Genomic DNA, 24873 nt, shown 5'->3' with positions numbered 1-24873 from the left:
GTATTTATAAACACAATTTGTTGATCGCAGATTTTCATACGCTTAAATTCAACTTGTCGGACTATCATTTTTATTTACAATCAATTCTTCAATTTCCTGCTTCCAAAATTCCGAACTTGATAGCAAATCAGCGTTTATTTTTGAGAATTTTTGTTTGAGTGTTTCAATATCCTCTTGCCTATACAAGTTATCAAATAAAGCTTCCGCACCATATTTTGATTGTACAACGTTAATAAACATTCTGTAGGCCAATATTGAATCCAAAAACTCATCTATGTTTCTGTTTGTTGAGACAATCTTCTCCAGTTCAAAATCTAAAAGGACAATTTCGTTGTTGTTTAATTTATTAATACAAAAAGGATTCCCAGCTCCGTCTGATCCAAATACAATATATTCTAAACCATTTTCAAAATTTTTATCGAAATAATCATTTAGTGTTTGAAAGTATATAAAGCTTTCTTTCCTATTAAAACTTGAAAACGGAGCAAATGATTCTGGAACACCGCCGTTTAAAGCTTTTGCTACTTTGTCGTCAGAAATTAAATTACCAATCAGATCAAGGTTTAATTCGAGCCATTCTTCATATTCATGAGGACTCCAATTTTCTTTGCTAAATTTCATATACGATTGTTTTGGTACACATGGGTTCATCATCCATTCTAGACTTATCCCTTATAAACTGAAAAAGATCTATCTTTATTTCTTCTAGATTTTCCACCATAATTTTTCTAACATAGCTAATAATTTTGTAAGGCTGGTTTTAAAGCATCTATACTTGAGGTGATAACCATCAATTTCAATGACAATTAAAGCTTTTCAGTTCAAAGTAACAGTCTTCACAGATAAGTTTGATATTTGCGAATTTCTCAGAATCTTCGTTCCAACCATTATTTCTGAGCCTGACCTTTTCACATTTATCACACCAAGCTTGAAAATCGTCATCGTCACCAAGTTCCATCCCTCTATATGTTTCAAAAGCCTCTTCAAAGCCTTTGGGATCCGCTAAGTTTAGATGCTGACAAATAAATGCGGGTCTTGATCGTCCATGGATTTTGCATTCAACTTTTGCTTGGTTAAAATGGATAACTTCCCGAGAATCTTCCTCTAAAACAGCAATGATGAGAAAATAGCTTTGGAGCTTTTCGGTGGAAACCCTATACACTCCCATGCCGCCCAAAAGATCAAAAGATATCGCCGCAAATTCCCAACAATCGAACTCATCGGCTGGGAAAGTTCCATCTATCAATTTTCGATAATCGTTTTTGATTCCAAATTCTCTAACTGCAAATGTGCTGTCCTTATTAGGCTCGAGACAATGGTCATTGAACCAACTCCACATCCACGTTTCTGATGTAAGTGAAAAAGTACCAATAGGAATATATTTGAAATACAATTGATCTTTATCGTCATTGTATAACCGCAAGAGTGCAAGTTCAGCATCGTAAAACCAATGTTGATAGCCGTCCATGCTCAATTGTTCTCTAAATATTTCCTGGATTTGCATAAGTTCACGACACTTTTTACCAGCAAACTGTTCGTAATTTATTCCCAACTTTGTATATGTTTTATTTTTGGCAGTCTTTACAACATTTCTAACTACTTAAAACTGAATGACTATCCGGCCTTTCAGCTTCTATCAGAGTGACAATATAATCATATGGCATCTATTGATCAAAATAAATAAAATTTTCTTCTGTATCCCGCAATGGAATAAACCTGAATCAATGTAATGCAGTCACATCTATGTCATTTTTAGAATAATAACGTTTTGCTTCTTCCTATAACTAATTGTCCGAAATCAATTTATGCAATACTTTTTTTAATTCACTACTCCGAAGGTTTCGTGCTACAATCTTTCCTTCTTTGTCTAAAAGAAAGTTGTCAGGAACTCCTTTTAAACCAAAAATCTGATAAAGTTCACCACTAAGCCCCCCCTTGTCCCTTACATTAGTCCATGAAAGCTTTTCATTATTTATTGCTGTAAGCCAGTCCATACGTGATTCATCGATCGATACGGCCAGGATCTCAAAGTTTTTTGATTTGTATTCGCTATGCAAAGATTGCAAAAGGGGAAATTCCTTGCGGCATGGCCCGCACCAACTTGCCCAAAACTCAACCAAAACATATTTACCTCTGAAGTCTTCAAGACTAACGAGATTGCCGTTATCGTTTGCAAGCTCAAAAATGGGAAGACTTTTGCCGATTTCAAGCTGAGGCTGAGCCTTTATCTTTTTGTTCAAAAGTATGCCTGTGAAGCTATTTTTTTGTTCGGTTGACAATGCGTTATACAAAGTATTTAGCAAGTCGGGGTGTCTACTCAAGGACGAAAAAGATCTGTTCAAAAGGTATAAGCTATAGAAACTGTTAGGATTGTTTTGGATAAATTTGCTTATTATGCTGTCCTCTAGTCCGGTCGCTTTTTCTTGGTCTTTATTTGATAAATAGATGGCTCTTCGGTTTTCGCCATAGGTAATTGCTATCTTATCCAATGTGGAACCTTTCAATACATATTTGCTATCATCTATTTTCAAATTGCTTTTAGGGCCCACAAGCCAACCTGTTAGACCATGAAAGTCAACCGTATCCCCTGGTGAAACCCAAAATGAGTAAACAATTTGATCTTTTACAAGTCGTGGATTGAAATCATTATCAATAATAAAATTAACCCGCGTCGGCTCACCAATACTACCATGAAAAGTAAAAGTTCGATCCGCAGATAATTGTAGCAAATCATCTATTTTCTTTTCATTATTTCTATACATAATTCTATATTTCGCATTCGGAACAGTGTCGATCTTTCCTTGAATAATAAAGCCGTTATTCCTCTGCCCTAAGATTATCAAAGGCATTGATAACAAGAATGAAACTATAGCCAATAATGCAGTTGACCGTTTTCCCATAACTATTAATTAGGTTTATACTAATCAAATTACTAGTTATAGATCACAAATGCAATTCATCTGCAAAAAACTAATCCTTTGGTGAGAAAATTACCATTGTAGTATCAAGAAAAGATAGGTTGTAAGTTCGCACCTAATCGCATAGCCTCATTGAACGAAATCTATGCTATCGTAAATATTGAGAAAAAGTCTCCCTTGAAGATGGTCAAAAGAAGATTTATTAATTTGCTCTTTCCAAATGATCATTTATCTAGTTCCATTCAAAACTATAATATGCTTGATACCAATGTCCTGACACAGATTGAAATCTAAAAAATAAAACAATGTCGTCCAACTTTGACTGATAGGTTATCTCATAATAATTATCTCCTTTCTTCTTTAAAAAGGAATAATCTTCAACATTACAATCCTGATATTGTCAATAAAAAGTTTAAACATATTAAGTTTTTTACCATTGAATCGATTTGTATTTTTAAAGATTTTATAGGTCATAAGTTAGCACCCCAAATTGTTGAAAACAAAGAAAATTATGGGGCGAAATTTGTAGTCTGGTTGCAGGACATGAAATACTTAAACAATTCTTGAACAATATAGGTCATCCTCTATTTTTTGAAAAATCGTTTTGATCCGTAAAATACTCAAGCCCTATAATTAATACAATGGTGCTGCCATTATTTATTTTCTGTATCAATGAAAGCAAATCCCACCGTCCTGTAACATACAAATAGGTTTTCTAGCGCCAGCTTACCAATGGCATACTTTTTATTTTAGGAGCAAATTCACTTATTTTTCATAAGGAAACCTTAATCGCATATTCATTGAAAGGTATAAAATCAAATTCCCATACAATACAGTCTTTTTCTAAACGGCAACCCGTGCCTTGAATTATGATCAAAGGTTCTTAAAAGCTGAAACATTTGTTCCAGAGTACTTTTTGAAAAACCGGCTAAAATGGGCAGGACTTTCAAAACCGAGTTCGTATGCTATTTCCTTCGCTGACTTCTCGGTATAATGGAGGTACCTTTTAGCCTCAAGAATTATTCGGTTACGGATAAGAACAGATGGCGCTGACTGTTTCAACAGCCCAAATACATTGCTCAGTGTTTTTGGTGATTTGTTGAGTGCAGCGGCATAGAACCTGACTTCATGTTCCTCTTTAAAGTTACATTCCAGTAGCAATGCAAACTTTCTCACAATATCCATTTTTTCGTCGGGAAATAGCTGATAGCTTTCACTTTGGAGCTTTGCAATTCTTGTGGTATTGATAATAACTCTCTTAAGAAGGGTGCGCAGCATTTCACCCTGAAAATTATCTTTTACCATCATCTCATTGGAAAACACATTCTCCAGATGAGACATTTCTTCGACAGCAGTATCATTTAATACAATGAACATTGGATGTCGAATACCATAGAACAGAAAACCAACACAACCGACCTCAGCATCGTGGTCAACGATACAATAGAACTCCCTATTAAACTGCCAGGCAGTCAGCGCATCGGGCTGCTCAAATACAAAATGCTGATTGGAAACCAAAGGAAGTATACACCTTGCTGGCATCGTATAGCTAATCTCATCGATCGTCACTTTCTGTTCGCCGCCCTTGTTGTAGATAAATGTGTTGATAGGCAGAGAACCCGCATTACGAAGTCCCCTACCTGAAAACTGGTTGTTGTCACTATGCATCACAAACCGTGCAGCGGTCACGTTATCATTATACTCCCTAATCATGTTGTCGTTTACTTACAGCATTTCAATTCGCTTAAATTTAATCATTTTCTTAAGAGTCTACTATCCAAAAACTAGAAATTTAAAGGTCTTCTTTAATGCTGCTTGCAGCTGCAAGCAGCAGATTGGAGGACAATCTCTGTTTGAAATCGGGATTGATAAATTCAAAGTGTATGGTTCCCGTTTGATCGACTATAAAAACTGATGGCACTGGGAGCAATAACTCGCTGTCCTTACCTCCAGTTGTTTTCGGAAGCATCTCCCAATAGTCTTTTGGAGCTTTATATGCAATCCCCATTTGTTTCGACAGCGCAAGATCTGAATCCGATAAAAGTGTATAGCTTAATTTTTCTTTTGCTGCAGCTTCCATTAGTCCTTCAGATTCGTCTGTGCTTATGGCAATCAACTGATACCCCATTTCCTCCAATCCTGAAAAGGCCTCTTGTAAGCCCGAAAGTTGTCTGATACAATAAGGACACCAGCCACCGCGGTAGAAAACCAAAATGGTCGGTTTTTGGGAAATCGCCCTATTGAGATCAAATCGTTTACCGGAAACGTCAAACAATACGGCCATCGGTATTTTTTCTCCACACAATAGCGGGCTGATGTCTTCCGGATTTTGCGGAATATGATAAGGTGATTGCTTCATTTCGATTTTATGTATCACGCCGTCAGCTTTACTCATGCGAGAAGGCTCTTGCGCATTGGCTAGGCCTGCGATGCACGTCGTGAATAACAGCAACGCAATAAACGCAGCTAATTTTGTTTTTATATAATTTTTCATTTTACAACACATTTACTACTTATTAAACTGAATCTATACTTTTTCCCCATGGAAACTCAATCGATACTTTAGCCCCGCATGTAATAGGTTGCTGATTGTCCTGTCTCCAGTAAGGACAATAATATCCATGAGATTTTCGTACGTATAACCGGACTCAAAAATTAGTTGATTGTTACTTTTATCATGCTGGAAATTGATGGCAGTGTGGTGAACCCATTTGGATTAGGCACTTCTATAACAGGTTTACGTTCTGTCGCAGGAGTGCCGCCTAATCCTGCTTGCTCATTGCCGGCTCCGGGAAACTGATTAATCGCTGTCCCATTGTCAAACAATCCGATTGAATAGGATACATCTCCTTTTACTGTTGCATCAATTCCATTATCTTTTGTGGCGAAGAACCAATCGTTGGAAAGCCCATACATGCTTGCAATGGCAATTCGGTCTCCACTTGCTACACTTAACTGCTGCGAAACGCTACTTCCCGCCTGCGCTCCGATTTTAGGAAGTAATACAGTTGAGCTAGCAGCCGGAAGGATATAAACAGCTTTTACACCTGCGAGTGTTTTAAGATAAGTCGCCAGGCCTGATGCATCACCTTTTTGCGCTAAATCTTTCAGTCCTTTTCCAAGGTCATTTTCACCGGTTTTATATATCGGGTTTTCGATGCCTTTATACAACACCACCAAAACCGGAGATAATGGTGTAAAAATACCTGTTTGTGTATTGATATAATTTCCTAAAACGCTATTGTCTCCCATTTCCGCAATATTTGTCATGCCATTTGCACTTGGTTTTCCTGCCTCAAATAATGGATTAGAATTTATCAGCTTGCCTCCTGCGATATATGAAATCGCCCAAACTCCGGGACTGAAGGGAGTCGGATTGCTCGTATCGCCAGAGGTATTCGTGATTATAAGTGTAAAATTGGAATTCCCTTCATAATGAAGTGTTGCCTTCATTAAAGTAGAAGCTGCAGCATAAGTATTGCCCTGTGCATCGGTTCCATTTACTTCGCTAATAGCTTTTGGAGCAGTTTCTGTGGTTCCCGGGTGCATTACAGCTGCGCCTGGGCTCTGATTGATACGAGTACCATTATCCCATAATTTGATCTGTACCGAAACATCGCCCTCAACCGGAGTTCCATTGTCCTGATACAGCTTTATGCCAGGATTTTCTGGAGCAAAAAACAAATCATTCGACCAACCATACATCGTTGCAAAGCTAAGCGCTTGTCCTTTGGCTGCAGAAAACTTAATTGAAATTGCTTCACCAGGCATAATCACTGGCGAAGCACCATTGTTTTTAAAACGACCAGACTCGACCAATGGTTTCGAATCCAATACATTTTCTATCGTGATGGTCGTCTCCGACATCGATGGCATAGCATCATTTCTTTTGCAAGCGGTAATTAGCGAGGGGAATGCTGCTATAGCCCACAAAATTGAATGTTTATATTTCATAATGAATTCTTTTTAAATTACATTACAAATGTAAATTTCATCAGAGGAGCTGCAGGTATCTGGATTTCCCGCTGTGTTGCCGATATTTCCCGATGGAATAGTTTATAGGGAAGTAGGTGTTGGACTGTATTGATAGTACAAGAGGACTGATCCGCCAGAAAAAGGCTTTGTTTTTAACAATTTAAAAACTTTTCTATGGATTATATTTTCAAAAAGTGAAAGCCCCTGTCCTACAACAACTGGATAAATGCACAGTTGAAATTCGTCGATCAAATTGAGATTCAACAACTGTACAATTAAACTTCGACTCCCAACCAAAATATCCCTACCGGATTGCTGTTTCAATTTCAATAATTCATCTTTAAGTATACCATCGGCCAATTTTGCACTTGCCCAGTCTATATTTTTCAGGCTATTTGAAAAAACAACTTTTGGAATTTTATCGATAGCCAATGCAAAGTCATCCATTGATTTTTCACCTGAGGGACTTTTCACAAAAGGCCGCCAATATTCCATAAGCTGATAAGTAATCCTACCATACAAAATGACATCAGCGTTATTTAATAGATGCGTATAATGAAGATGTATTTCCTCATCGGGAATGCCAGCTGTATGATCACAAAACCCGTCAAGGGTCATATTGAATGCTGCAATTACTTTTCTCATATCCTTACGATAAGCTTCTTTTACACCATAAATCTAACATTTTATATATTGAAAAGACTTTGCATACGACAAGAAATAAAACTGATGTGCTATTTTACATTTTTCACCATCAAGATTATTATTTTAATTCTTATTTTCACAAGCGCAACAGGAAGCAAAATCCGTTACTCCTACTGTAGGATCAATGCTTTCGCAGGTGCAGTGGCGTCTGTTAGTGAAGTAGTAAAGAAATATACTTAGCAATGCTCAGACAGTTTCTGGATCTGAGATACACGTTTAGAAAAGAACATATGAAAAAAATCGTGTTATTAAATACCATGTTTATTCCATTAATCGGATGGGCTCAATTACAGCCAGTTTTTAAGCATAAAGTAGATTCTATTTATGATAAAAATAAGGATGCAATCGGGATTATTGTTCATGTAGAAGCACCGAAACACAATATTTCCTGGAGTTATGCAAGAGGAGTAGCAGATACCAGCACGAACCAAGCGCTGGAAGACCAACAGCCTGTTTTGATTGCTAGCAACACAAAACCTTATGTTGCTGCAGCAATGCTAAGATTGGTAGAAAAAGGTGAATTTTCTATTGATCAACCGATTGCCAATTTATTATCAAAAAAAACACGTCACCTATTTGAAAGCGATGGCTATAATCTAGCGGGAATCACTATAAAGAACTTGCTGTCACATACTTCGGGAATTCAAGATTATGTAGATGAAGCTTATTTTGAATTCGTCAATCAGCATCCTAAATATAAATGGAAAAAAGACGAGCAGATCAAAAGATCCATCGATATCGGGAGCCCACAGCCTGTCGGGGAAAAGTTTAGTTACGCTGATATTAATTATTTGCTCCTCACCGAGATTATTGAGCAAAAAACGCATCTGCCATTTTATACAGCTATTCGAAATTTACTGAAATACAAAGAATTAAATCTTACAAAGACATGGTTTATAAACTTAGAGCATTATCCTGAAAGCACCTTGCCACTCGCCCATCAATACGCTAACAAATACAACTGGGACTCTTATGCTATTGATCCTTCCTGGGATCTGTACGGAGGCGGCGGAATCGCAGCAACAGCCAAAGAGACTTCCCTGTTTTTCCAATATCTATTTAACGGGAAAATCATTCAGGATAAAAAGCTTCTAGAAGCGATGCATACCTATGTTCTTTCGTCGGATAAATCTAAATATTGTTTGGGAATTTATCATTTTGACATGGGATTCAACGCCTACTATCATGGGGGTTGGTGGGGAACAGATGTGATCTATTCGCCGGAGTCTGATGCGACTATCACTGTCTTTACATTGCAAAAAGGATTTCAGCACGTCATCAATCCATTTATCGGAAAAGAATTTCAAAAGCTATTGATTGCAAAATCAGCAATAAAATAATAGTTGGCTTCGCTGCATTACTATGGAAAGCTTAAAATTCGATTGCCAACAGAATCATGCACTTTATTAGGTAAGGACTAGAAAGGCTGTCGCTTACGATATTGAATAAAGTACACAATTACATTTAGCAAAACAATAATGGCTGCCATTATAGCCGCTGCATATACAGTGCTATTAACTAATTTATTAGCAGCTGCAATGGCTATTAAAGCCCATGCGGCGACAAGTCCAAATACCGGCAAATGACGTTGCCAGATCATCAATAAGTGAAGAATTAATGCAATTGAAAACATGATAATAGCCCACATGGTAGCTGATAATCCAAAACCTCCCCAGCCTATCTTCGTCAGATAGGCTGCAATATTGGCAATCAAAGCGACAGAAATCCACCCTGCATAAAGTTGAAAAGGTATCTTAAGAAATATACGCTTGCTGCGTGCAGCATGAAACGCAATAGTTTGTGTATAGTAAATTATCTTTAATAGCGACACAAAAAGTAAGACCATCAATAAAATAGTTAAAAAGGTATAGTCATACAACCAGGTAATGACCCATAAACTATTTGCTAGACAAGAAATCAAGAACCACCATCCGACTTTTAAAACTACTTTATCTTTTTCATTTGTCTGTCTGACAAAAGGACCAAAATAAATTACAAATCCAAACAACCCCAAATAAATGAGACCCCATATGGAAAAGGCATATCCCGCAGGTGTAAATAGATTTTGATATTTAGCAGAAATTGTTGCCATGGTCTCCCCATTAAAAATCCCCGTATTGGATAGGTAATTAATGATCACAGTGATGACCAAAGCAACTCCATTGCTTATTTGATAAAATTTCTTCATTGTAGACTACTTCTTTCTTTTCGGTCACGTGAACTGCAATAGATTCGTTACCACTAATTCTGAGTTTGATTAAATAATTTTTCTAAAACCTGATGACGGTAATCGAAGATTCGCTCCAACTTCCTTTTAACAAAAATTCCATGCACAATTGTGCCTAGAATCCCCAAAGGCAATTCATAGTCAACCCTGTCTTTCATGAGTACCCCATTTTCGTTTGGAATAAATTCATGAAAATGATTCCAATAGGCATAAGGTCCCTTTAGTTGGAAATTAGTAAAACTTTTATTCTTTTCCACCTGCGTTATTTTGGTCTTCCACTTCAGCGGAAACCGAAGAATCGGAGATACCAAATAATCGATGATCATTCCTTCAAAAATTTCTTGTTGATCACAGTCTGAGGTGACTACAAAACCCATATCTTTTGGAGTAATTTCTGAAAGATTCATGGGTGACGAAAAAAATGCCCATGCGGTATCCATATCGCAGGTCAATTGCTGTTCTCTATATAATTTGTACCTCATCTGATTTGAGCTAACTTTATTGCTTGCCAATATAACAATATTAATGCAATTTAGTTTATTATTACACCATAAAACACCTTTACGAGGTACTGAATCGGTGTTATAAAGAATATTTTTACACAAATACATTATTTAAATTGAAGCTAGCTTTTAAAGCATACTTTTTATCAATGGCTATTTAGCAGCAATATCCTTTTCCAATGCTTTTACGAGCGCCTTTGTATAACTTTTAGAAAAATCTGCTAAGCTGGAAGGGTTGATCGTTTCAGACTGTACACTCCAAAGCAGTTGTTCGGAGCTAACATCATATAGATTGCTTTCCAGATAGTACATTTTATCCGTCGTGTAATAACCAGGATCGTATGCAATTGGGTACCAATGGGAGTAATAGCTCCAAAAATTACCATACCAACCAAATCTCGGATAAGGCATATAAGGCCCATTTCCCGGTACATATCGGGTCTCGCTGGCTTTGTCGATCAGGGTAACAGTGAAAATGGCATCTGCATTCAAACTGTGTACTGCTTTCATCACTAAATCTTTGTTTTGACTTTCATCTTTGGTAAACGTCCGTCTAAAAACGTCGCTGCTTTTAATAGCCTTGTAGCCATGCATGGAAGCTGCTTCTGCCAAATTGGATTCAATGACCTCCTTTGCTTTAGCGTGGTTTGTCATTGCAATAATGAATATTGTTTGGTATTGTTTGGGAGTAAGGTCTCTATTTTTATAGATATCTGTTATCCTTGTTGAAGTGCTACAAGCCAACAACAATAAGCTTGAGACAATTGCGATTAAAAATGACTTCGATTTCATATGTTTTAAAAATTAGTGTCGTTTAAATTGTTGAAGAGCGTCTTTTCCGAGGGATGGTAAAATTACACCAGTAAATAGAATTATAATGGACAGTTTAATAGCACATCCTATCTAACCTTTTGTTAAACAACACTTTTACAACAACATTTGTTTTCACAATTATTGATCGTAAATGAAATACTTTAATTTTTAATTGATATTATCAGAAAATCATCTTGACCATTTCAATCTGGTTGATTGTGTTGACCAGGCCTTGTCTTTGTAGAAATAGTTGCAAGTTTTTGGCTTTTTCATCAACGTTAGTAATTTGTACCTTTGCGCTGGACACAAATACTTTCAGCTCGGATAAAAGCTGTGTTGCAATACCTTTCCGCCTATGCTGCTGTGCTACCGCAATTTGGTAGATCCGCCTATTGGACGAATTGAACAAGATATATCCCACCAAATCGGAGCCAATAAATGCCCCCAACCCTTTAAGCTGAATTAATTCACTACGCTCACTTCTATTTTGCCAGCTGGGTTCAACATCCCAAAAAGACTGCAAAATATCCCAAGAAAAGTCATGGATAGACTGTATACGGATAGGCTGTGTTCTGCCAGATAAAGCACCCATCTTTACATGAAGTTCTCCTCCAAAGCACAGTAATCTACGGCCTTTAACAAAACCATTTTTTTCATATACCCGAATAGCACGTCGATTACTTTCTATCACTTCCAATAGTAATTTTTTCACGCGATACTCTCTGAAGGATGGCTGCATAAATCTGTACATTTCACCGACTAATCCGCTGTTCCGATAGGCGGGCAAAACACCTGTACCAGCATTGTAGATCACTTTACTACCCTCAATTTCTCGCATGCCATGCATGATAAAAGCTACCAGTTGTATTCCGTCAAAAACACCAACTGACAAGTCCATTAAAATATCCTCGCCTCTGATCTTCGACTCCAATTGCAATGCGTCTAACTGAAATGGTACAATATAGTCGGCAAAAGCTCCATTAATTGCATTTAATAAGTCAGCACTATCTCCCGCTTTCAATTTCCGTATCTCCATCCCTTATTTTTTATGGACTATTAAATTTACTGATGCCTGAACAAAGAGCTCTCATGCTATCCTTTCCTAAATTTTTTCATTCGGACAAAATCTGATTTCTGTGATGCTTCAAATGCACCACATAGTCAAGCATTAAAAATTCGAGGCTATGGTCATTACAAGTCCTTTGAATCAATTTGTTCGCAATTACCTGCTTAAACAAAAACAACAATTGTTCGTTTACCGATCGCCATAGATTGCATAATTTCTCGGTCTCAGCATGTTGGTAACCTGCAGATGCACAATAGGCTACCTGATCATAGTATATTTTTGGATTTTCTTCAAATTGAGCTCTTATAAACCGTTGGTAATTAACAAAAGCGCTATCGACTAGATGACCCAGAATCTCTTTTTTGCTCCATTTATCTGGTTCTAATTTGCGATTAAAATCGTCATCATTTATTTCCAAAATTTGCGAAGAAAACTTCTGAATAATATGCTCAAATTCTTCCAATAATGTATTCATACCTAAATTTAGCTAGTATAACCTTAATTTCTTACCAATTTAATCCGATGCATCCACGCTGCTTGTCCAAGGTTCTCATTGTAATACGATTCTATTGTTCCGCAACCTTTATTGTACCATTCCACTATTGTACCATTCCACAGCTTTTGCTTCATGCTCTTTCAAAAATTCATCTTTCGCATCATTATAATCGTTACCATCTTTCCATTGCTGCAGTACCAATTTTTCTTTGAGTGCCTGATAGCGATCTCTTACATTGTCGTGCGTACGCAGGTAATCGCGAAAGGCTATATGGCGCAACCAGTGTTTTGATTGCAAGGGTATGCTATGGATATGTGCTACTCGTAACGAATGGTCATGCAATCGTGCAGGAATTTCATCGCCAGGTGCGATTTGCTCTGGTAATCCTAATACTTCAGGACGATCAATCAGGGCGATAAAAAAACGTCTGTAAGGCATATCCTCATTGTATTTTTCATAATATACATAGCAATTGTCCCGCAACAGGAGCGGAATGCGATCAAGATCGTTTTCTTCCTCTAAACCGATCAATATATCAATGATTGGTTTGGCAGACAATCCCTCAATGGCCGTACTGCCTATGTGATCAACCCTCGACCTTATTGGTTTCAACAACGTAAAAAGTTCATGTTGAATACTGTCAAAATTCGCTTTCCATATCGGATTATAAGGTTCAAACGGTAAAATCATACGCTGTTTTCTTTGCCAATACAAGATAAATACACATCATTCGATCAAATACGCCTCGAATGATACCCTAAAAGTTAAAGTTAATAAATTTATCGTTTTCCGAGAGAGCCTATAATCCAGTTCTCTTTTTTCTAATGCATTTATCGGGCAAATCTCTTCGTTCCAACGACACAAAGAATAACAGCAACTGTTACGGCCAGCATGCCAACACCGACTTGTTCATGAAGAAGCCCGGCGGCTAAAGCCAGACCGAAAAAAGGCTGGAGTAACTGTAATTGTCCGATGGTCGCCGTGCCACCTTGGGCAAGTCCTTTATACCAAAAAACAAAGCCAATAAACATACTGAACATCGACACATAGGCTAAACTGGCCCAGGCCCCGATAGGCACAGTGTCAAAAGACGATGGAAGGTAGACAAAGGTAAGTGGCAACATCAACGGCAGCGACAAAACCAAGGCCCAGGAAATGACCTGCCAGCCCCCTAGCGTCTTGGTCAATTTTGCACCTTCAGCATAGCCCAAACCACAGAGAATGACCGATAAGATCATTAAAACGTCGCCTAAAGGTGAGGCTGTTAGTCCTTGTGCCAGCGCATAGCCGATCACCAGTAGACTCCCTAAAGCAGAGAACAGCCAAAAGATTGGCTTCGGACGCTCGCCACCGCGTATAATACCAAATACAGCTGTCGATACGGGCAAAATACCGATAAAAACGATGGAATGTGCGGACGTGATGTGCTGCAGAGCCAAAGCGCTTAGTAAGGGAAATCCAACGACACATCCTATTGCCACGATGCATAGCGACCCCAATTGCTTTCTTTCTGGACGTTTTTCCTTAAAAACCATCAATGTTATCAGTGCCAATATGCCTGCAATGGAAGCCCTTGCTAGTGTAACAAATACAGGGTCAAACGCTAAAACGGCCATGCGTGTTGCCGGCAACGAACCGCTAAATAATACCACACCAATAAAACCATTTAACCAACCGCTTGTTGTATTTTCCTGTAATTTACTTATACTTAATTGCGCCATGTATCAATCTTTTACACAAAGTTCGTCCATTACAAGAATTAAGCACAGTCACAGTTTTTGATAATTCAATGGACACAGTTACCTTTGAAGACGAACACTAATCCTTATTTGATGAAAAAAGACTATTTGTATCATGAAATAGCAGACAATATTGCCAATAAGATTAAATCAGGCGTCTTAAAAGCTGGCGAAAAACTACCTTCGGTGAGGAACCTAAGCGCTGAACACGGTATCAGTATAAATACCGCAAAAAGGGCATTTCTAGCATTGGAAGAACGTTCTCTTATACAGTCCAAGCCCCAATCCGGCTACTTCGTTAGTCCTCCAAACTATTTGCAACTTCCGTTGGCGGCAGCCAGTCAACCTATTCCAATCGCCAACAACAGAGAACCGGATCAATTGATGAATAAGGTGTATTCAACCATGGGACGTCGGGACTTAACCTTATTTTCAATCGGTGTTCCTTCCGGAAGTCTCCTACCTACCGCAAAATTAAAAAAAGAAATCGTCCTCGCTACACGGGAGCTCAGCGATGGTGGCACAGCATATGAACCCTTGCAAGGCAATATAAAATTACGTCGTATGGTGGCCGTACGTTCATTGGCCTGGGGTGGAAATCTCAATGAAGATGATGTCGTTACCACCAACGGCTGTATGAATGCTTTAGTTTTGTGTCTGATGGCCTTAACCAAACCTGGAGATACACTGGCTCTGGAAAGCCCCTGCTATCCGGGTATCCTCCAACTTGCCGTCAGTCTAGGGCTTAAGGTGCTGGAAATAGCTACGGACCCCATCATAGGAATAGACATTGAAGCCCTCAAAAATCTATTGCCCCAAATTAAAGTCTGTTTACTGGTCCCCAATTTTAACACCCCTTTGGGTTATTGCATGCCGGATGAGCATAAGCGGGAAATTGTGGCATTGCTGTCAAAACACCAAATTCCGCTAATCGAAGATGACACCTACAGCGACCTCCATTTTGGCACCCAACGCCCCAAATGTTGCAAATCTTTTGACCGGGATGGCAATGTCCTCTGGTGTGGATCCGTTTCTAAGACGTTGGCTCCAGGCTTCCGTGTCGGATGGGTTGCTCCTGGAAAATACAAAGAGCAGATTATCAAACTAAAACTGATCCATTCCCTGTCATCTACGGCGATCATCAATGAGGCGGTTGGAAATTTTCTATTAACTGGAAAGTATGAAAACCACCTGCGTAAACTTCGTAGATCATTAACGGAAAACTACCAGCACTACGCTGCCATCATTTCGGACCATTTTCCGGAAGGCACTAAAATTAGCCGTCCACAGGGTGGACTTGCCCTTTGGGTCGAGTTTCCAAAACACATCGATACAGGCAAGCTATATAACTATGCGCTTAAACTACAGATCAGCATTTCACCGGGGCGGATTTTCACCTTACAGGATCAATTTCACCATTGCATGCGTCTCTGTATTGGTTTACCCTGGAGCAATGAACTCGCTTTAAAATTAAAACAGCTTGGTAAACTTGCAAAAGCACTCTAATACATAACATGATAAGAGCATAATACCAACGGTCGGGGCAATGAAACAACAGATCGGAGCCTATGATTACTTGAGTTCCAGCTCCAGCCTATGTTTACCAGCGTCCAATTGGACGACATCGCTACTGCTAATGCTAACATTATCCGGCGGATAAAATGTCGCCGTGGCATTTGCGGGTATTTGGATATCATAAACAATCTTTTTATCCTTTAACTTCCATTCGGAAACAATTTTACCGTAGGGTGAATCATAAGAAATAGAAGATTCTTTCAGTTCCTGGGGAAAGATGGGTTTTAAGAGCACATGTTTAAATCCAGGTTGTTTAGGATCTGGCAGAATCCCGCCGATAGATTTAAAAAACCAACCACCGATTTCGCCAAACATCATGTGGTTGTCTGAAATATCACGGGTTGCTTTTAAATCCCAGTTCTCCAACAATGTTGTTGCGCCATTTACAATCCACCATCCCCAAGACGGATAAGTATCTTGTACCGCAACCTTATAGGCTGTCGTTGCATAACCGTTATCTTTTAACGCATTCAATAATGCTTTTGCACCCAATACCCCTACATCTAAGTGAAAGTTGGTCTCTTCCACTTTCTTATTCAGGCTGGCTGCAACCCGGGCTTTCATTTCGTCAGGTACCACACCCCAATAGAGTGGAACACTCAGTTCAGTCTGTGTTCCATTGCTATAAATACCCTTGGAAGCATCTAAAAATTTAGCGTTGATGGCCGTCTTAATTTTTCTGCTCAGCAGTTCATATTTTTGTTGATCTGCTGTGTATCCAAACAATTTAGCCGTAGCAGCCAAGATGGTCGCATCCACATAAAAATAAACCGAGGAGGTCAACTCCAGATTCGACTGTGACTTCACTGGCACCCAGTCTCCACGCCCAAAAGTCGTCAACCCAGATGGGCTGATTCCGTCGACATAATCGACATAGCGTTTGATATTAAGATAGCATTCTTCTAATGCAAGTGGGTCTCCATAAAACTGATAGATCTGCCAGGGAATGATGGCAATGGTACTTGTCCAATCCAAACCATTCGCTGTACCATAACCCCATCCCCCAGTTGGAATAATATCGGGTAAGACACCGTTCTCCTGTTGCTCATCACGATGATCCGCCATCCATTTTTCATAAATTGTTATCCCGTCAAAATTGTACAAAGCTGTTTCAATCGCAAGGTGCCCATCCCCTGTCCAACCGTTCTTTTCGCGCTGCGGACAGTCTGTCGGATAGCCCATCAAATTGGACAAGTAGGCATTGTTGGTCGCTTCCCATAGTTTGTTGACCAACGCTGATGACGTCTTGAGCTGTCCAATAGCGGGCACATCACTATGCATAAAATAAGCGGTCACAGCCGAACTATCCAATGCAATTGCCGCACTACTACTAATTTCGACGTAACGAAATCCTTTGTAACCGAACTTTGCCATAAACTCATCATTACGACCGCTTAAGGTAAGAATGTCCGTTTGAAAGGGCTCCTTTTCCTTATCGCCCCGGTAATAAACATCAATATTGGACAGGTCAAGACGCCCATCTGCCGACAATCGTTCACCATGCTTGATACGTAGCATAGTCCCTGCAGCTCCTTTGACTTTAACTTTTGTAATCCCAGCCATATTCTGACCCATATCGAAAACATAAGTACGTTGGTCTATCTTTGTCACTGATTTGGGCTTATAGGACTTCACGAGCCGAATCGGTACCATCTGTTGGGAAACGATATGTGCAGATGGCGCATTTCTATACTGAACAGCCTGCCAAGTTGAATCATCATATTTAGGTTTGTCCCAGTTGGGTATTTCCAGTCTTGCATCATAATGCTCACCAGTGTAAATATTATTATAAGTAATTGGTCCCGAAGCTGTTTTCCACTGCTTATCTGAAACAATAGTTTCTACTGTACCATCTGTATAAACGATTTTCAGCTCAAAACAGAATGTTGGTCGGGCCCGCCACGGTGCTTTATCAAAGTTCCAAACCGCCAGTGGTTGGTGATTATACCAGCCATTCCCCAAAACAACGCCAATAGCGTTCTCTCCTTGTTGGAGCTGCTGGGTTACGTCCGTCACGACATATAATGTACGCCGGTCGAATCGAGTATACATTGGATCCAGGCGATGGTCTCCTACGCGTTGACCATTCATGGAAAGTTCATATAGCCCTGCTGTGGCAATATACGCGCGTGCAGACTTTATCGGCTTATTTATCTTAAATTCTGTTCTAAAATAAGGCGTTTCTCGCGCATGAATATCCTTATTGTCGCTAATCCATTTTCCTTTCCAAAGGTCCATTCCCATCATTCCAGTTTCGAACGATGCTATTTTAGAGCTTGTTGATATACCATCCTTATCCCATACTTTAACCTTCCAGAAATACGTGGTCTGTGGCTTTAACTGTGCGCCGTTATAGGGCACTAACATGGACGAGCTGAGCTGTTTGCCACTATCCCAGCTATTTTTCGTCTCCTTCAGTAGTGCCAGCGAATCTTGCCCTAAAAGGATCTGATAAGCCTGTTGTACCGCACCATTACGTTGGTCCTCAAGTCGCCAGCTAAGTCTCGGCTGGGTTGCATCGATACCCAATGGATTGACCAGATGTTCGCATGTCAACTGTACCGCGATGCAGTTGCTTTTAGGTTGGGCATAAGTGCTGTTCGTTATACACAACAGTATTGTCAATAAAATCCTACGCATGAAAAGATACTATTCTTGGTGGTTGTTAAATTGTTTTAGCTGATTTAAAAATCTAATATATCAAATATTTTCCACATGGTGACCTGTACTTTCCTGCACGATATACCTCAGGCAGCAAAATAAATTCTTGCAACTTTCATAAAAATAACCTTATATTAGTCGCAACTTTAGGGGTGTCTGCTCATGCAGGCTGAGATTTTACCCTTAGAACCTGATCCGGATCATACTGGCGTAGGGAAAAGTGAGCTGTCTACAAGGTGCATTGCTGCGCCTTTGTGTAGCCATTCCTAAAGTTTTACCAAAAAAAATTAAGGAATGGAACTTACAATAAACCATCAAATTCGATTTTTCGATCCCGCACTTACGTCACTAGAAGGCTTGTTACTTTTGGAATTATCTGGCAAAACCCAGGGTGTGGCTGTAGCCATCAACAACCAAGTCATCCCCAAAAAGGACTGGGCTACGACAACACTTAAACCTTATGATCAGATTATCTTAATCACTGCATCTCAAGGCGGCTAGCCTTTCAAAAAAAATCAACCGAGTAATTCACCACAATACAGAAAAAATGACAGCTGAAACAATTACGCAATCCCCCTTTCCAAATGCAAAGAAAATTTTTGTAGCCGGAAAACTATTTCCTATTCAAGTCGCTATGCGTCAAATCTCCTTGAGCCCAACCAAATTAACGAATGGACAGATCGAAATTAATCCGCCGGTAACAATCTATGATACTTCTGGGCCTTATACAGATGACACCATCCATATCGATATCCGCAAAGGACTCCCTCGCCTTCGCGAGCAGTGGATCTTGGATCGTCAGGATGTCATACAGTTGGCTGGCATCAGCTCTGAATATGGACAAAAACGACTTTCTGATCCAACGTTGGACGAACTCCGATTTGCCTATAGCCACAAACCGAAAGTAGCCTCCGCCGGCAAGAATGTCACCCAATTACATTATGCAAAGCAAGGCATCATTACCCCGGAAATGGAGTATGTTGCTATCCGGGAAAACCAACGTATTGAGCAGTTGGAAGCTAGTACCCCTGGAATGGATCATCAGCATCGGGGGCAAAACTTTGGTGCGAGAACACATGATAAAGCTATTACACCAGAATTTGTCCGTGAAGAAATCGCCGCCGGAAGAGCGATCATACCCAATAATATTAATCACCCTGAAAGTGAACCCATGATTATCGGACGCAACTTTCTTGTTAAAATCAATGCCAATATTGGCAATAGCGCCGTAAGTTCAAGCATAGAGGAAGAAGTTGAGAAAGCGGTATGGGCCTGTCGTTGGGGGGCTGATACCATCATGGATCTATCCACTGGCAAAAATATTCACGAAACCCGCGAATGGATTATCCGTAACTCGCCAGTCCCAATCGGTACAGTACCGATCTATCAGGCGCTCGAAAAAGTAAAGGGGGTGGCCGAGGATCTTACCTGGGAAATATTCAAAGATACCTTGATTGAACAGGCCGAACAGGGTGTTTCGTACTTTACCATACACGCCGGCGTATTGCTTCGTTATATCCATCTCACGGCATCCCGAGTTACTGGAATTGTCTCCAGAGGCGGCTCTATCATGGCCAAATGGTGTCTTTTTCATCACAAAGAAAATTTTCTCTATACCCATTTTGAGGAAATATGCGAAATTATGAAACAATATGATGTGGCTTTTTCACTTGGCGACGGTCTTCGCCCCGGAGCTATTGCAGATGCAAACGATGCAGCTCAATTTGCGGAGCTCGAAACCCTGGGCGAACTCACCAAAATCGCCTTGAAACATGATGTTCAGGTGATGATCGAAGGGCCAGGACATGTTCCTATGCAATTGATCAAAGAGAATATGGACAAGCAATTGGCCTGTTGTGACGAAGCGCCATTTTATACCTTAGGTCCCTTAACAACAGATATTGCTCCAGGCTATGACCATATCACATCCGCCATTGGAGCGGCTATGATCGGTTGGTATGGCTGTGCAATGCTTTGCTATGTTACCCCCAAAGAACACCTGGGTCTACCAAATAAAAAAGATGTCAAAGATGGTGTAATCACCTATAAACTAGCTGCCCATGCGGCCGATTTAGCCAAAGGACACCCTGGTGCACAATATCGTGATAACGCCTTGAGTAAAGCCAGATTCGAATTCAGATGGGAAGATCAATTCAACCTTTCCCTTGATCCAGATACCGCACGGGAATATCATGACGAAACATTGCCGGCAGATGCGGCTAAAGTTGCGCACTTCTGCTCCATGTGCGGTCCCAAATTTTGCTCGATGAAAATAACGCAGGAAATCAGGGATAGTGCCGCCCAGGGGATGCTGGAAAAATCACAGGAATTCATCGCACAAGGAAAAGAGATCTATTCATGATTATTGCATTGACAGCAGCAGAAACAATCCGTTCTGAACAGGCGATTATAGCAGCGTTGTTTAAAGAAGGTCTTGATATTCTGCATTTGCGTAAGTATCATTTTACAGACTTACAAATGTCGCGATATATAGAAACTATAGCTCCTATATACCGCGACAGATTGGTTCTACACTCACATGCGCATCTATCGGCTGAGCTTGGGATTGCACGAATCCACCTGAACGATAAAAGTAGACTGCATGAATCTGCAAATCAACTGGGGCCTACAACAATCTGTTCAACATCTGTGCATGATATTGATCAATTCAATAGCCTTGATGAACGTTGGGCCTATGCTTTTTTCAGTCCATTATTTCCGAGCATCTCAAAAGTGGGGTATGGAACGCATAATGCAAGACTAGGTCAACTCCCGTCACGCGCCAACTTTGCTGTTCGTCTCATCGGTCTTGGAGGGATAAACCAAGACAACTGTCTTATTCCGATGCAGCAAGGTGCAGATGGAATTGCCTTATATGGCACTTTATGGAAACATCGGGATCCTATTCAAAATTTTATTGCATGCAAACAAAAACTATGGAAAGACTCCAATATATCTCACAAGGTAAAACTATAAGGGAACAAAAAAACAACATGCTGAAAGCGCTGGATGCGGGGGCCAAATGGATACAGATCCGATGGAAGGAAGCCGAGGAAAAAGATCTTTATGCGCTCGCCGAAGAGATCAGGCAGGCTTGTTCCGAATTTGGTGCCAGCTGTATCATCAATGACCATCCTTCGCTTGCAGCAGCTGTAGACGCTGATGGGGTGCACTTGGGACTGGACGACTGCAGTGTAGCAGCTGCCCGGCACCTATTGGGTGCAGGAAAAATAATCGGCGGTACAGCCAATAGCTTTGCCAATGTAAAGCAAAGAATAAGTGAACATTGTGACTATATCGGGCTCGGGCCATTCAACTATACCACGACAAAACAAAAACTAAGTCCCCTACTGGGGATTGCAGGATATGAAAACATCATCCAACAAGTCCGCCGAGAAGGCCTAACCCCTATTCCAATATTCGCAATTGGCGGTATAAGCCAACTTGAAGATATCCAACATCTATTAGAAATTGGCGTCTACGGTGTAGCACTCTCGGGAATCGTAACCAAGACTCCAAACATTGTTTCATCCATCAATAAAATTTTACTATGAGCAACCTACATATAGCCGATTGCGTATTTGAATCCAGATTATTTCTCGGTACGGGCAAATTCGGTAATCTCACGGAAATGAGCGATGCCATTGTGGCTTCGGCTTCCCAATTGGTCACCGTCGCCCTCAAACGAATCGACCAGACCGGCTCAGACGACAGCCTCATCAGCGCGCTCGATCTGGCGGCAATCCATTTGCTTCCCAATACTTCGGGAGCACGAACAGCTGAAGAAGCAGTACTTGCGGCTCAACTTGCTCGCGAAGCACTGGAAACAAACTGGGTGAAATTGGAAATTCATCCCGACCCACGTTATCTGCTGCCCGATCCTATTGAAACCTTACGCGCAACCGAATCACTTGCTAAATTGGGTTTCGTCGTCATGCCCTATATTCACGCAGACCCGGTACTTTGTAAACGTTTAGAAAATGCAGGCACAGCTGTCGTTATGCCTTTAGGTGCCCCTATTGGAAGCAATAAAGGGCTGCGTACCTTGGACTTTCTCGAAATTATTATTGAGGAAAGTAATGTCCCAGTGGTCGTAGACGCTGGAATCGGAGCGCCTTCCGATGCCGCTAAAGCCATGGAAATCGGAGCTGATGCGGTGCTTGTCAATACGGCAATTGCAGTCTCTAATAATCCGATACGTATGGCCGAAGCTTTCAGAGAGGCCGTTATCGCTGGACGGAAAGCTTATGAGGCCGGATTGGGAAAGATAGGCTCCCACGCAATCGCTTCGAGCCCCCTAACTTCATTTTTATTTGATTGATAATTCACTATGACAGATTTCAAAATGATACGCGATGAATACTCCTGGGATAAGGTCCATGCACAGATTTATGACGCTACTGATCAGGATGTACAACATGCGTTAGAAAAAGACCATTTAACGCTCTCTGACTTTAGAGCGCTCATCTCACCGGCTGCAGCACCATATCTGGAGCAAATGGCACAAAAAACCCAACAAATCACGCAACGTCGTTTCGGTAAAACCATACAGCTCTATGCCCCGCTTTACCTGAGCAATGAGTGCCAAAACATCTGTACATATTGCGGTTTTAGCATGGACAATAAAATCAAACGCAAAACGCTGAGCAACACCGAACTATTACTGGAAGCAATGGCACTTAAAGCCATGGGAATCAATCATATCTTACTGGTCAGCGGAGAAGCCAACAAAACTGTCGAGATCACTTATTTCCTAAATGCTATTCGGCTTTTAAAACCTCATTTTTCACAGATATCCATTGAAGTACAGCCATTGGAAGAATCCGAGTACCGATTACTGCAGGCAGCCGGAGTCTATGCAATATTGGTCTATCAGGAAACCTACCATCGCGAAGTTTACAAACAATATCATCCGAAAGGAAAAAAGTCCAATTTTGACTATCGTTTGGATACGCCTGACCGTATAGGCCGGGCGGGAATCCATAAAATCGGACTGGGCGTATTACTTGGGCTGGAGGACTGGCGGGTGGACAGCTTTTTCACCGCGGCACACATCGCCTATTTACAAAAACAATATTGGCAAACACGCTATTCGATTTCCTTTCCACGCCTGCGACCAGCCGCAGGTTCTGTTGAGCCAAATTTTCATTTGGCAGACCGCGATCTACTGCAGTTGATCTGTGCATACCGCCTGTGGAATGAAAATTTAGAAATCTCCATTTCCACCCGAGAGAACGAAACCTTCAGGGATCATATCATACCTATTGGCGTAACGACCATGAGTGCCGCTTCAAAGACCAATCCGGGAGGCTATGTTGTTGATCCGCAAGCTTTGGAACAATTTGAAGTAAGTGATGAAAGAGATATGGAAACAATAAAAAATCAAATCAGAAAGATGGGCTATTCTCCAGTGATGAAAGACTGGGAGAGCAATTATGCCGGTATAGTACGTTAAATACATGAAAAATAACATTTTTGATCGCTATAGCAGACAGATTTTTATTGAAGAGATCGGCGTTGCCGGACAACGGAAGATTATGGATGCCAAGGTATTGGTCGTCGGTGCAGGGGGACTCGGGAGCCCTGTCGTTCAATATTTAGCCGCAGCTGGTATAGGCAAACTTGGCCTGGTTGATTTTGACAGGGTTGAAATCCACAATCTAAATAGACAGATCATTCATTCCGAAGATAATATACACCAGGCAAAAACAGAAAGTGCCACAGCCTATATACGGCAACACAATAGTACAATTGATTTTGAGCCCTTTCAGGTAAAAATAGATGCAGACAACGCGCTAGCATTGCTCGCTCCCTATCATATCATTGTCGATTGCTGTGATAACTTTACAACACGCTACCTGCTTAATCATACGTGCCTACAACTCGATAAACCTTTGGTGTACGGTAGCATCTATGGTTTTGAAGGACAGCTGGCTGTCTTTAACTATCAGGGTAGTAAAAACCTATTGGATATCTTTCCAACGCCCCCCGATCCGGAACAGGTTCCAAATTGCGATAAAAATGGGGTGCTGGGTCCTTTACCCGGTATTATCGGCAGTATGATGGCCATGCAGGTGCTTAAAATAATAACCGGATTACCCGTAGACAGCAACCAGTTAACGGTTGTTGATACATTCCATTGGCGTTTTTCGAAACTCTCCTTCTAAGGATTATTTCGGAAGGCGTTCCGCAAAA

General features: G+C 40.5%; 24 protein-coding genes and 1 riboswitch. Of the genes, 9 read left to right on the top strand and 15 right to left on the bottom strand.

Annotated features, from left to right (window positions below; translation table 11 throughout):
- Window positions 1-48 precede the first annotated feature (48 nt).
- The 7 genes from B3600_RS18560 to B3600_RS18530 form a co-directional block, all read right to left on the bottom strand.
- On the bottom strand, window positions 49-621 hold the full coding sequence (locus B3600_RS18560) for a hypothetical protein (protein WP_286753939.1): 573 nt from the start codon (window positions 619-621) through the stop codon (window positions 49-51).
- Between the two features lie 175 nt (window positions 622-796).
- The gene (locus B3600_RS18555; protein WP_286842423.1) at window positions 797-1552 is read right to left on the bottom strand and encodes a DUF6882 domain-containing protein; all 756 of its coding nucleotides are present in this window, start codon (window positions 1550-1552) and stop codon (window positions 797-799) included.
- A gap of 232 nt (window positions 1553-1784) precedes the next feature.
- A complete protein-coding gene (locus B3600_RS18550) occupies window positions 1785-2900 on the bottom strand; it encodes a TlpA family protein disulfide reductase (protein WP_286753937.1) in 1116 nt (371 codons plus the stop codon).
- Window positions 2901-3791: 891 nt separating this feature from the next.
- Window positions 3792-4631, bottom strand: a complete 840-nt coding sequence (locus B3600_RS18545) for an AraC family transcriptional regulator (protein ID WP_112376251.1) — start codon at window positions 4629-4631, stop codon at window positions 3792-3794.
- Between the two features lie 79 nt (window positions 4632-4710).
- Window positions 4711-5412, bottom strand: a complete 702-nt coding sequence (locus B3600_RS18540; RefSeq protein ID WP_286753936.1) for a peroxiredoxin-like family protein — start codon at window positions 5410-5412, stop codon at window positions 4711-4713.
- A 161-nt stretch (window positions 5413-5573) separates the two neighbouring features.
- Window positions 5574-6872, bottom strand: coding sequence for a spondin domain-containing protein (locus B3600_RS18535; protein WP_286753935.1), 1299 nt, complete (start codon window positions 6870-6872; stop codon window positions 5574-5576).
- A gap of 102 nt (window positions 6873-6974) precedes the next feature.
- On the bottom strand, window positions 6975-7538 hold the full coding sequence (locus B3600_RS18530; protein WP_286753934.1) for a dihydrofolate reductase family protein: 564 nt from the start codon (window positions 7536-7538) through the stop codon (window positions 6975-6977).
- A 290-nt stretch (window positions 7539-7828) separates the two neighbouring features.
- On the opposite strand from B3600_RS18530, the gene B3600_RS18525 reads away from it, so the two are divergent.
- A complete protein-coding gene (locus B3600_RS18525; protein ID WP_286753933.1) occupies window positions 7829-8938 on the top strand; it encodes a serine hydrolase domain-containing protein in 1110 nt (369 codons plus the stop codon).
- Window positions 8939-9015: 77 nt separating this feature from the next.
- On the opposite strand, the gene B3600_RS18520 is transcribed toward B3600_RS18525, so the two are convergent.
- The 7 genes from B3600_RS18520 to B3600_RS18490 form a co-directional block, all read right to left on the bottom strand.
- Window positions 9016-9786, bottom strand: coding sequence for a hypothetical protein (locus B3600_RS18520; protein ID WP_286753932.1), 771 nt, complete (start codon window positions 9784-9786; stop codon window positions 9016-9018).
- 53 nt (window positions 9787-9839) lie between these two features.
- Complete coding sequence (locus B3600_RS18515; protein ID WP_286753931.1) at window positions 9840-10307, bottom strand: SRPBCC family protein; 468 nt, start codon at window positions 10305-10307, stop codon at window positions 9840-9842.
- Window positions 10308-10481: 174 nt separating this feature from the next.
- On the bottom strand, window positions 10482-11120 hold the full coding sequence (locus tag B3600_RS18510; protein WP_286753930.1) for a hypothetical protein: 639 nt from the start codon (window positions 11118-11120) through the stop codon (window positions 10482-10484).
- Between the two features lie 202 nt (window positions 11121-11322).
- Window positions 11323-12177 (bottom strand): GNAT family N-acetyltransferase, encoded by an 855-nt coding sequence (locus tag B3600_RS18505; protein ID WP_115049247.1) that lies wholly within the window; start codon window positions 12175-12177, stop codon window positions 11323-11325.
- 76 nt (window positions 12178-12253) lie between these two features.
- The gene (locus tag B3600_RS18500; protein ID WP_046672965.1) at window positions 12254-12682 is read right to left on the bottom strand and encodes a DinB family protein; all 429 of its coding nucleotides are present in this window, start codon (window positions 12680-12682) and stop codon (window positions 12254-12256) included.
- Between the two features lie 108 nt (window positions 12683-12790).
- Window positions 12791-13393: a GrpB family protein gene (locus B3600_RS18495; RefSeq protein ID WP_115049250.1), complete on the bottom strand. Its 603-nt coding sequence runs from the start codon at window positions 13391-13393 to the stop codon at window positions 12791-12793.
- A 140-nt stretch (window positions 13394-13533) separates the two neighbouring features.
- Window positions 13534-14424, bottom strand: coding sequence for a DMT family transporter (locus B3600_RS18490; RefSeq protein ID WP_286726792.1), 891 nt, complete (start codon window positions 14422-14424; stop codon window positions 13534-13536).
- A gap of 111 nt (window positions 14425-14535) precedes the next feature.
- On the opposite strand from B3600_RS18490, the gene B3600_RS18485 reads away from it, so the two are divergent.
- Window positions 14536-15948 carry a PLP-dependent aminotransferase family protein gene (locus B3600_RS18485; protein WP_286753929.1) on the top strand — a complete coding sequence of 471 codons (1413 nt, stop codon included), beginning with the start codon at window positions 14536-14538 and terminating at the stop codon, window positions 15946-15948.
- A gap of 66 nt (window positions 15949-16014) precedes the next feature.
- Here the strand turns inward: B3600_RS18485 and B3600_RS18480 are convergent, their stop codons facing one another.
- The gene (locus B3600_RS18480) at window positions 16015-18657 is read right to left on the bottom strand and encodes an alpha-L-rhamnosidase (RefSeq protein WP_286753928.1); all 2643 of its coding nucleotides are present in this window, start codon (window positions 18655-18657) and stop codon (window positions 16015-16017) included.
- Between the two features lie 159 nt (window positions 18658-18816).
- A riboswitch (TPP riboswitch) is annotated at window positions 18817-18912 on the top strand.
- 60 nt (window positions 18913-18972) lie between these two features.
- Between B3600_RS18480 and thiS the strand changes: the two genes are divergently transcribed.
- From thiS to B3600_RS18445, 7 genes are read left to right on the top strand one after another with little or no spacing between them, the layout of a single operon-like run.
- Complete coding sequence (thiS, locus tag B3600_RS18475; RefSeq protein ID WP_286753927.1) at window positions 18973-19179, top strand: sulfur carrier protein ThiS; 207 nt, start codon at window positions 18973-18975, stop codon at window positions 19177-19179.
- A gap of 46 nt (window positions 19180-19225) precedes the next feature.
- The gene (gene thiC / locus B3600_RS18470; protein ID WP_286753926.1) at window positions 19226-21040 is read left to right on the top strand and encodes a phosphomethylpyrimidine synthase ThiC; all 1815 of its coding nucleotides are present in this window, start codon (window positions 19226-19228) and stop codon (window positions 21038-21040) included.
- Window positions 21037-21654 (top strand): thiamine phosphate synthase, encoded by a 618-nt coding sequence (locus B3600_RS18465; RefSeq protein ID WP_112376242.1) that lies wholly within the window; start codon window positions 21037-21039, stop codon window positions 21652-21654. Before thiC ends, B3600_RS18465 begins: the two co-directional genes overlap by 4 nt.
- The gene (gene thiE / locus B3600_RS18460) at window positions 21600-22232 is read left to right on the top strand and encodes a thiamine phosphate synthase (protein ID WP_286753924.1); all 633 of its coding nucleotides are present in this window, start codon (window positions 21600-21602) and stop codon (window positions 22230-22232) included. The genes B3600_RS18465 and thiE overlap by 55 nt, the downstream gene beginning before the upstream one ends.
- The gene (locus B3600_RS18455; protein WP_286753923.1) at window positions 22229-22999 is read left to right on the top strand and encodes a thiazole synthase; all 771 of its coding nucleotides are present in this window, start codon (window positions 22229-22231) and stop codon (window positions 22997-22999) included. The genes thiE and B3600_RS18455 overlap by 4 nt, the downstream gene beginning before the upstream one ends.
- A 9-nt stretch (window positions 23000-23008) precedes the next feature.
- Window positions 23009-24133 carry a 2-iminoacetate synthase ThiH gene (gene thiH / locus B3600_RS18450; protein ID WP_286753922.1) on the top strand — a complete coding sequence of 375 codons (1125 nt, stop codon included), beginning with the start codon at window positions 23009-23011 and terminating at the stop codon, window positions 24131-24133.
- A 4-nt stretch (window positions 24134-24137) separates the two neighbouring features.
- A complete protein-coding gene (locus B3600_RS18445) occupies window positions 24138-24845 on the top strand; it encodes a HesA/MoeB/ThiF family protein (RefSeq protein WP_046672955.1) in 708 nt (235 codons plus the stop codon).
- Window positions 24846-24873 lie beyond the last annotated feature (28 nt).

Source organism: Sphingobacterium sp. UBA2480 (assembly GCF_002341965.1).
Classification (GTDB): Bacteria; Bacteroidota; Bacteroidia; order Sphingobacteriales; family Sphingobacteriaceae; genus Sphingobacterium; species Sphingobacterium multivorum.
This window is presented reverse-complemented; position numbering and strand designations above follow the sequence as displayed.

Bases quoted from the DNA above. Each gene is read 5' to 3' on its own strand.
- B3600_RS18490 (WP_286726792.1), bottom strand. From the start codon at position 14,424: ATGGCGCAATTAAGTATAAGTAAATTACAGGAAAATACAACAAGCGGT.
- B3600_RS18535 (WP_286753935.1), bottom strand. From the start codon at position 6,872: ATGAAATATAAACATTCAATTTTGTGGGCTATAGCAGCATTCCCCTCG.
- B3600_RS18500 (WP_046672965.1), bottom strand. From the start codon at position 12,682: ATGAATACATTATTGGAAGAATTTGAGCATATTATTCAGAAGTTTTCT.
- thiS (WP_286753927.1), top strand. From the start codon at position 18,973: ATGGAACTTACAATAAACCATCAAATTCGATTTTTCGATCCCGCACTT.
- B3600_RS18455 (WP_286753923.1), top strand. From the start codon at position 22,229: ATGAGCAACCTACATATAGCCGATTGCGTATTTGAATCCAGATTATTT.
- B3600_RS18525 (WP_286753933.1), top strand. From the start codon at position 7,829: ATGAAAAAAATCGTGTTATTAAATACCATGTTTATTCCATTAATCGGA.
- B3600_RS18485 (WP_286753929.1), top strand. From the start codon at position 14,536: ATGAAAAAAGACTATTTGTATCATGAAATAGCAGACAATATTGCCAAT.
- B3600_RS18545 (WP_112376251.1), bottom strand. From the start codon at position 4,631: ATGATTAGGGAGTATAATGATAACGTGACCGCTGCACGGTTTGTGATG.
- B3600_RS18445 (WP_046672955.1), top strand. From the start codon at position 24,138: ATGAAAAATAACATTTTTGATCGCTATAGCAGACAGATTTTTATTGAA.
- B3600_RS18515 (WP_286753931.1), bottom strand. From the start codon at position 10,307: ATGAGGTACAAATTATATAGAGAACAGCAATTGACCTGCGATATGGAT.
- thiC (WP_286753926.1), top strand. From the start codon at position 19,226: ATGACAGCTGAAACAATTACGCAATCCCCCTTTCCAAATGCAAAGAAA.
- thiE (WP_286753924.1), top strand. From the start codon at position 21,600: ATGCAAACAAAAACTATGGAAAGACTCCAATATATCTCACAAGGTAAA.
- B3600_RS18505 (WP_115049247.1), bottom strand. From the start codon at position 12,177: ATGGAGATACGGAAATTGAAAGCGGGAGATAGTGCTGACTTATTAAAT.
- B3600_RS18480 (WP_286753928.1), bottom strand. From the start codon at position 18,657: ATGCGTAGGATTTTATTGACAATACTGTTGTGTATAACGAACAGCACT.
- B3600_RS18495 (WP_115049250.1), bottom strand. From the start codon at position 13,393: ATGATTTTACCGTTTGAACCTTATAATCCGATATGGAAAGCGAATTTT.
- B3600_RS18560 (WP_286753939.1), bottom strand. From the start codon at position 621: ATGAAATTTAGCAAAGAAAATTGGAGTCCTCATGAATATGAAGAATGG.
- B3600_RS18510 (WP_286753930.1), bottom strand. From the start codon at position 11,120: ATGAAATCGAAGTCATTTTTAATCGCAATTGTCTCAAGCTTATTGTTG.
- B3600_RS18520 (WP_286753932.1), bottom strand. From the start codon at position 9,786: ATGAAGAAATTTTATCAAATAAGCAATGGAGTTGCTTTGGTCATCACT.
- B3600_RS18540 (WP_286753936.1), bottom strand. From the start codon at position 5,412: ATGAAAAATTATATAAAAACAAAATTAGCTGCGTTTATTGCGTTGCTG.
- B3600_RS18530 (WP_286753934.1), bottom strand. From the start codon at position 7,538: ATGAGAAAAGTAATTGCAGCATTCAATATGACCCTTGACGGGTTTTGT.
- B3600_RS18550 (WP_286753937.1), bottom strand. From the start codon at position 2,900: ATGGGAAAACGGTCAACTGCATTATTGGCTATAGTTTCATTCTTGTTA.
- B3600_RS18465 (WP_112376242.1), top strand. From the start codon at position 21,037: ATGATTATTGCATTGACAGCAGCAGAAACAATCCGTTCTGAACAGGCG.
- thiH (WP_286753922.1), top strand. From the start codon at position 23,009: ATGACAGATTTCAAAATGATACGCGATGAATACTCCTGGGATAAGGTC.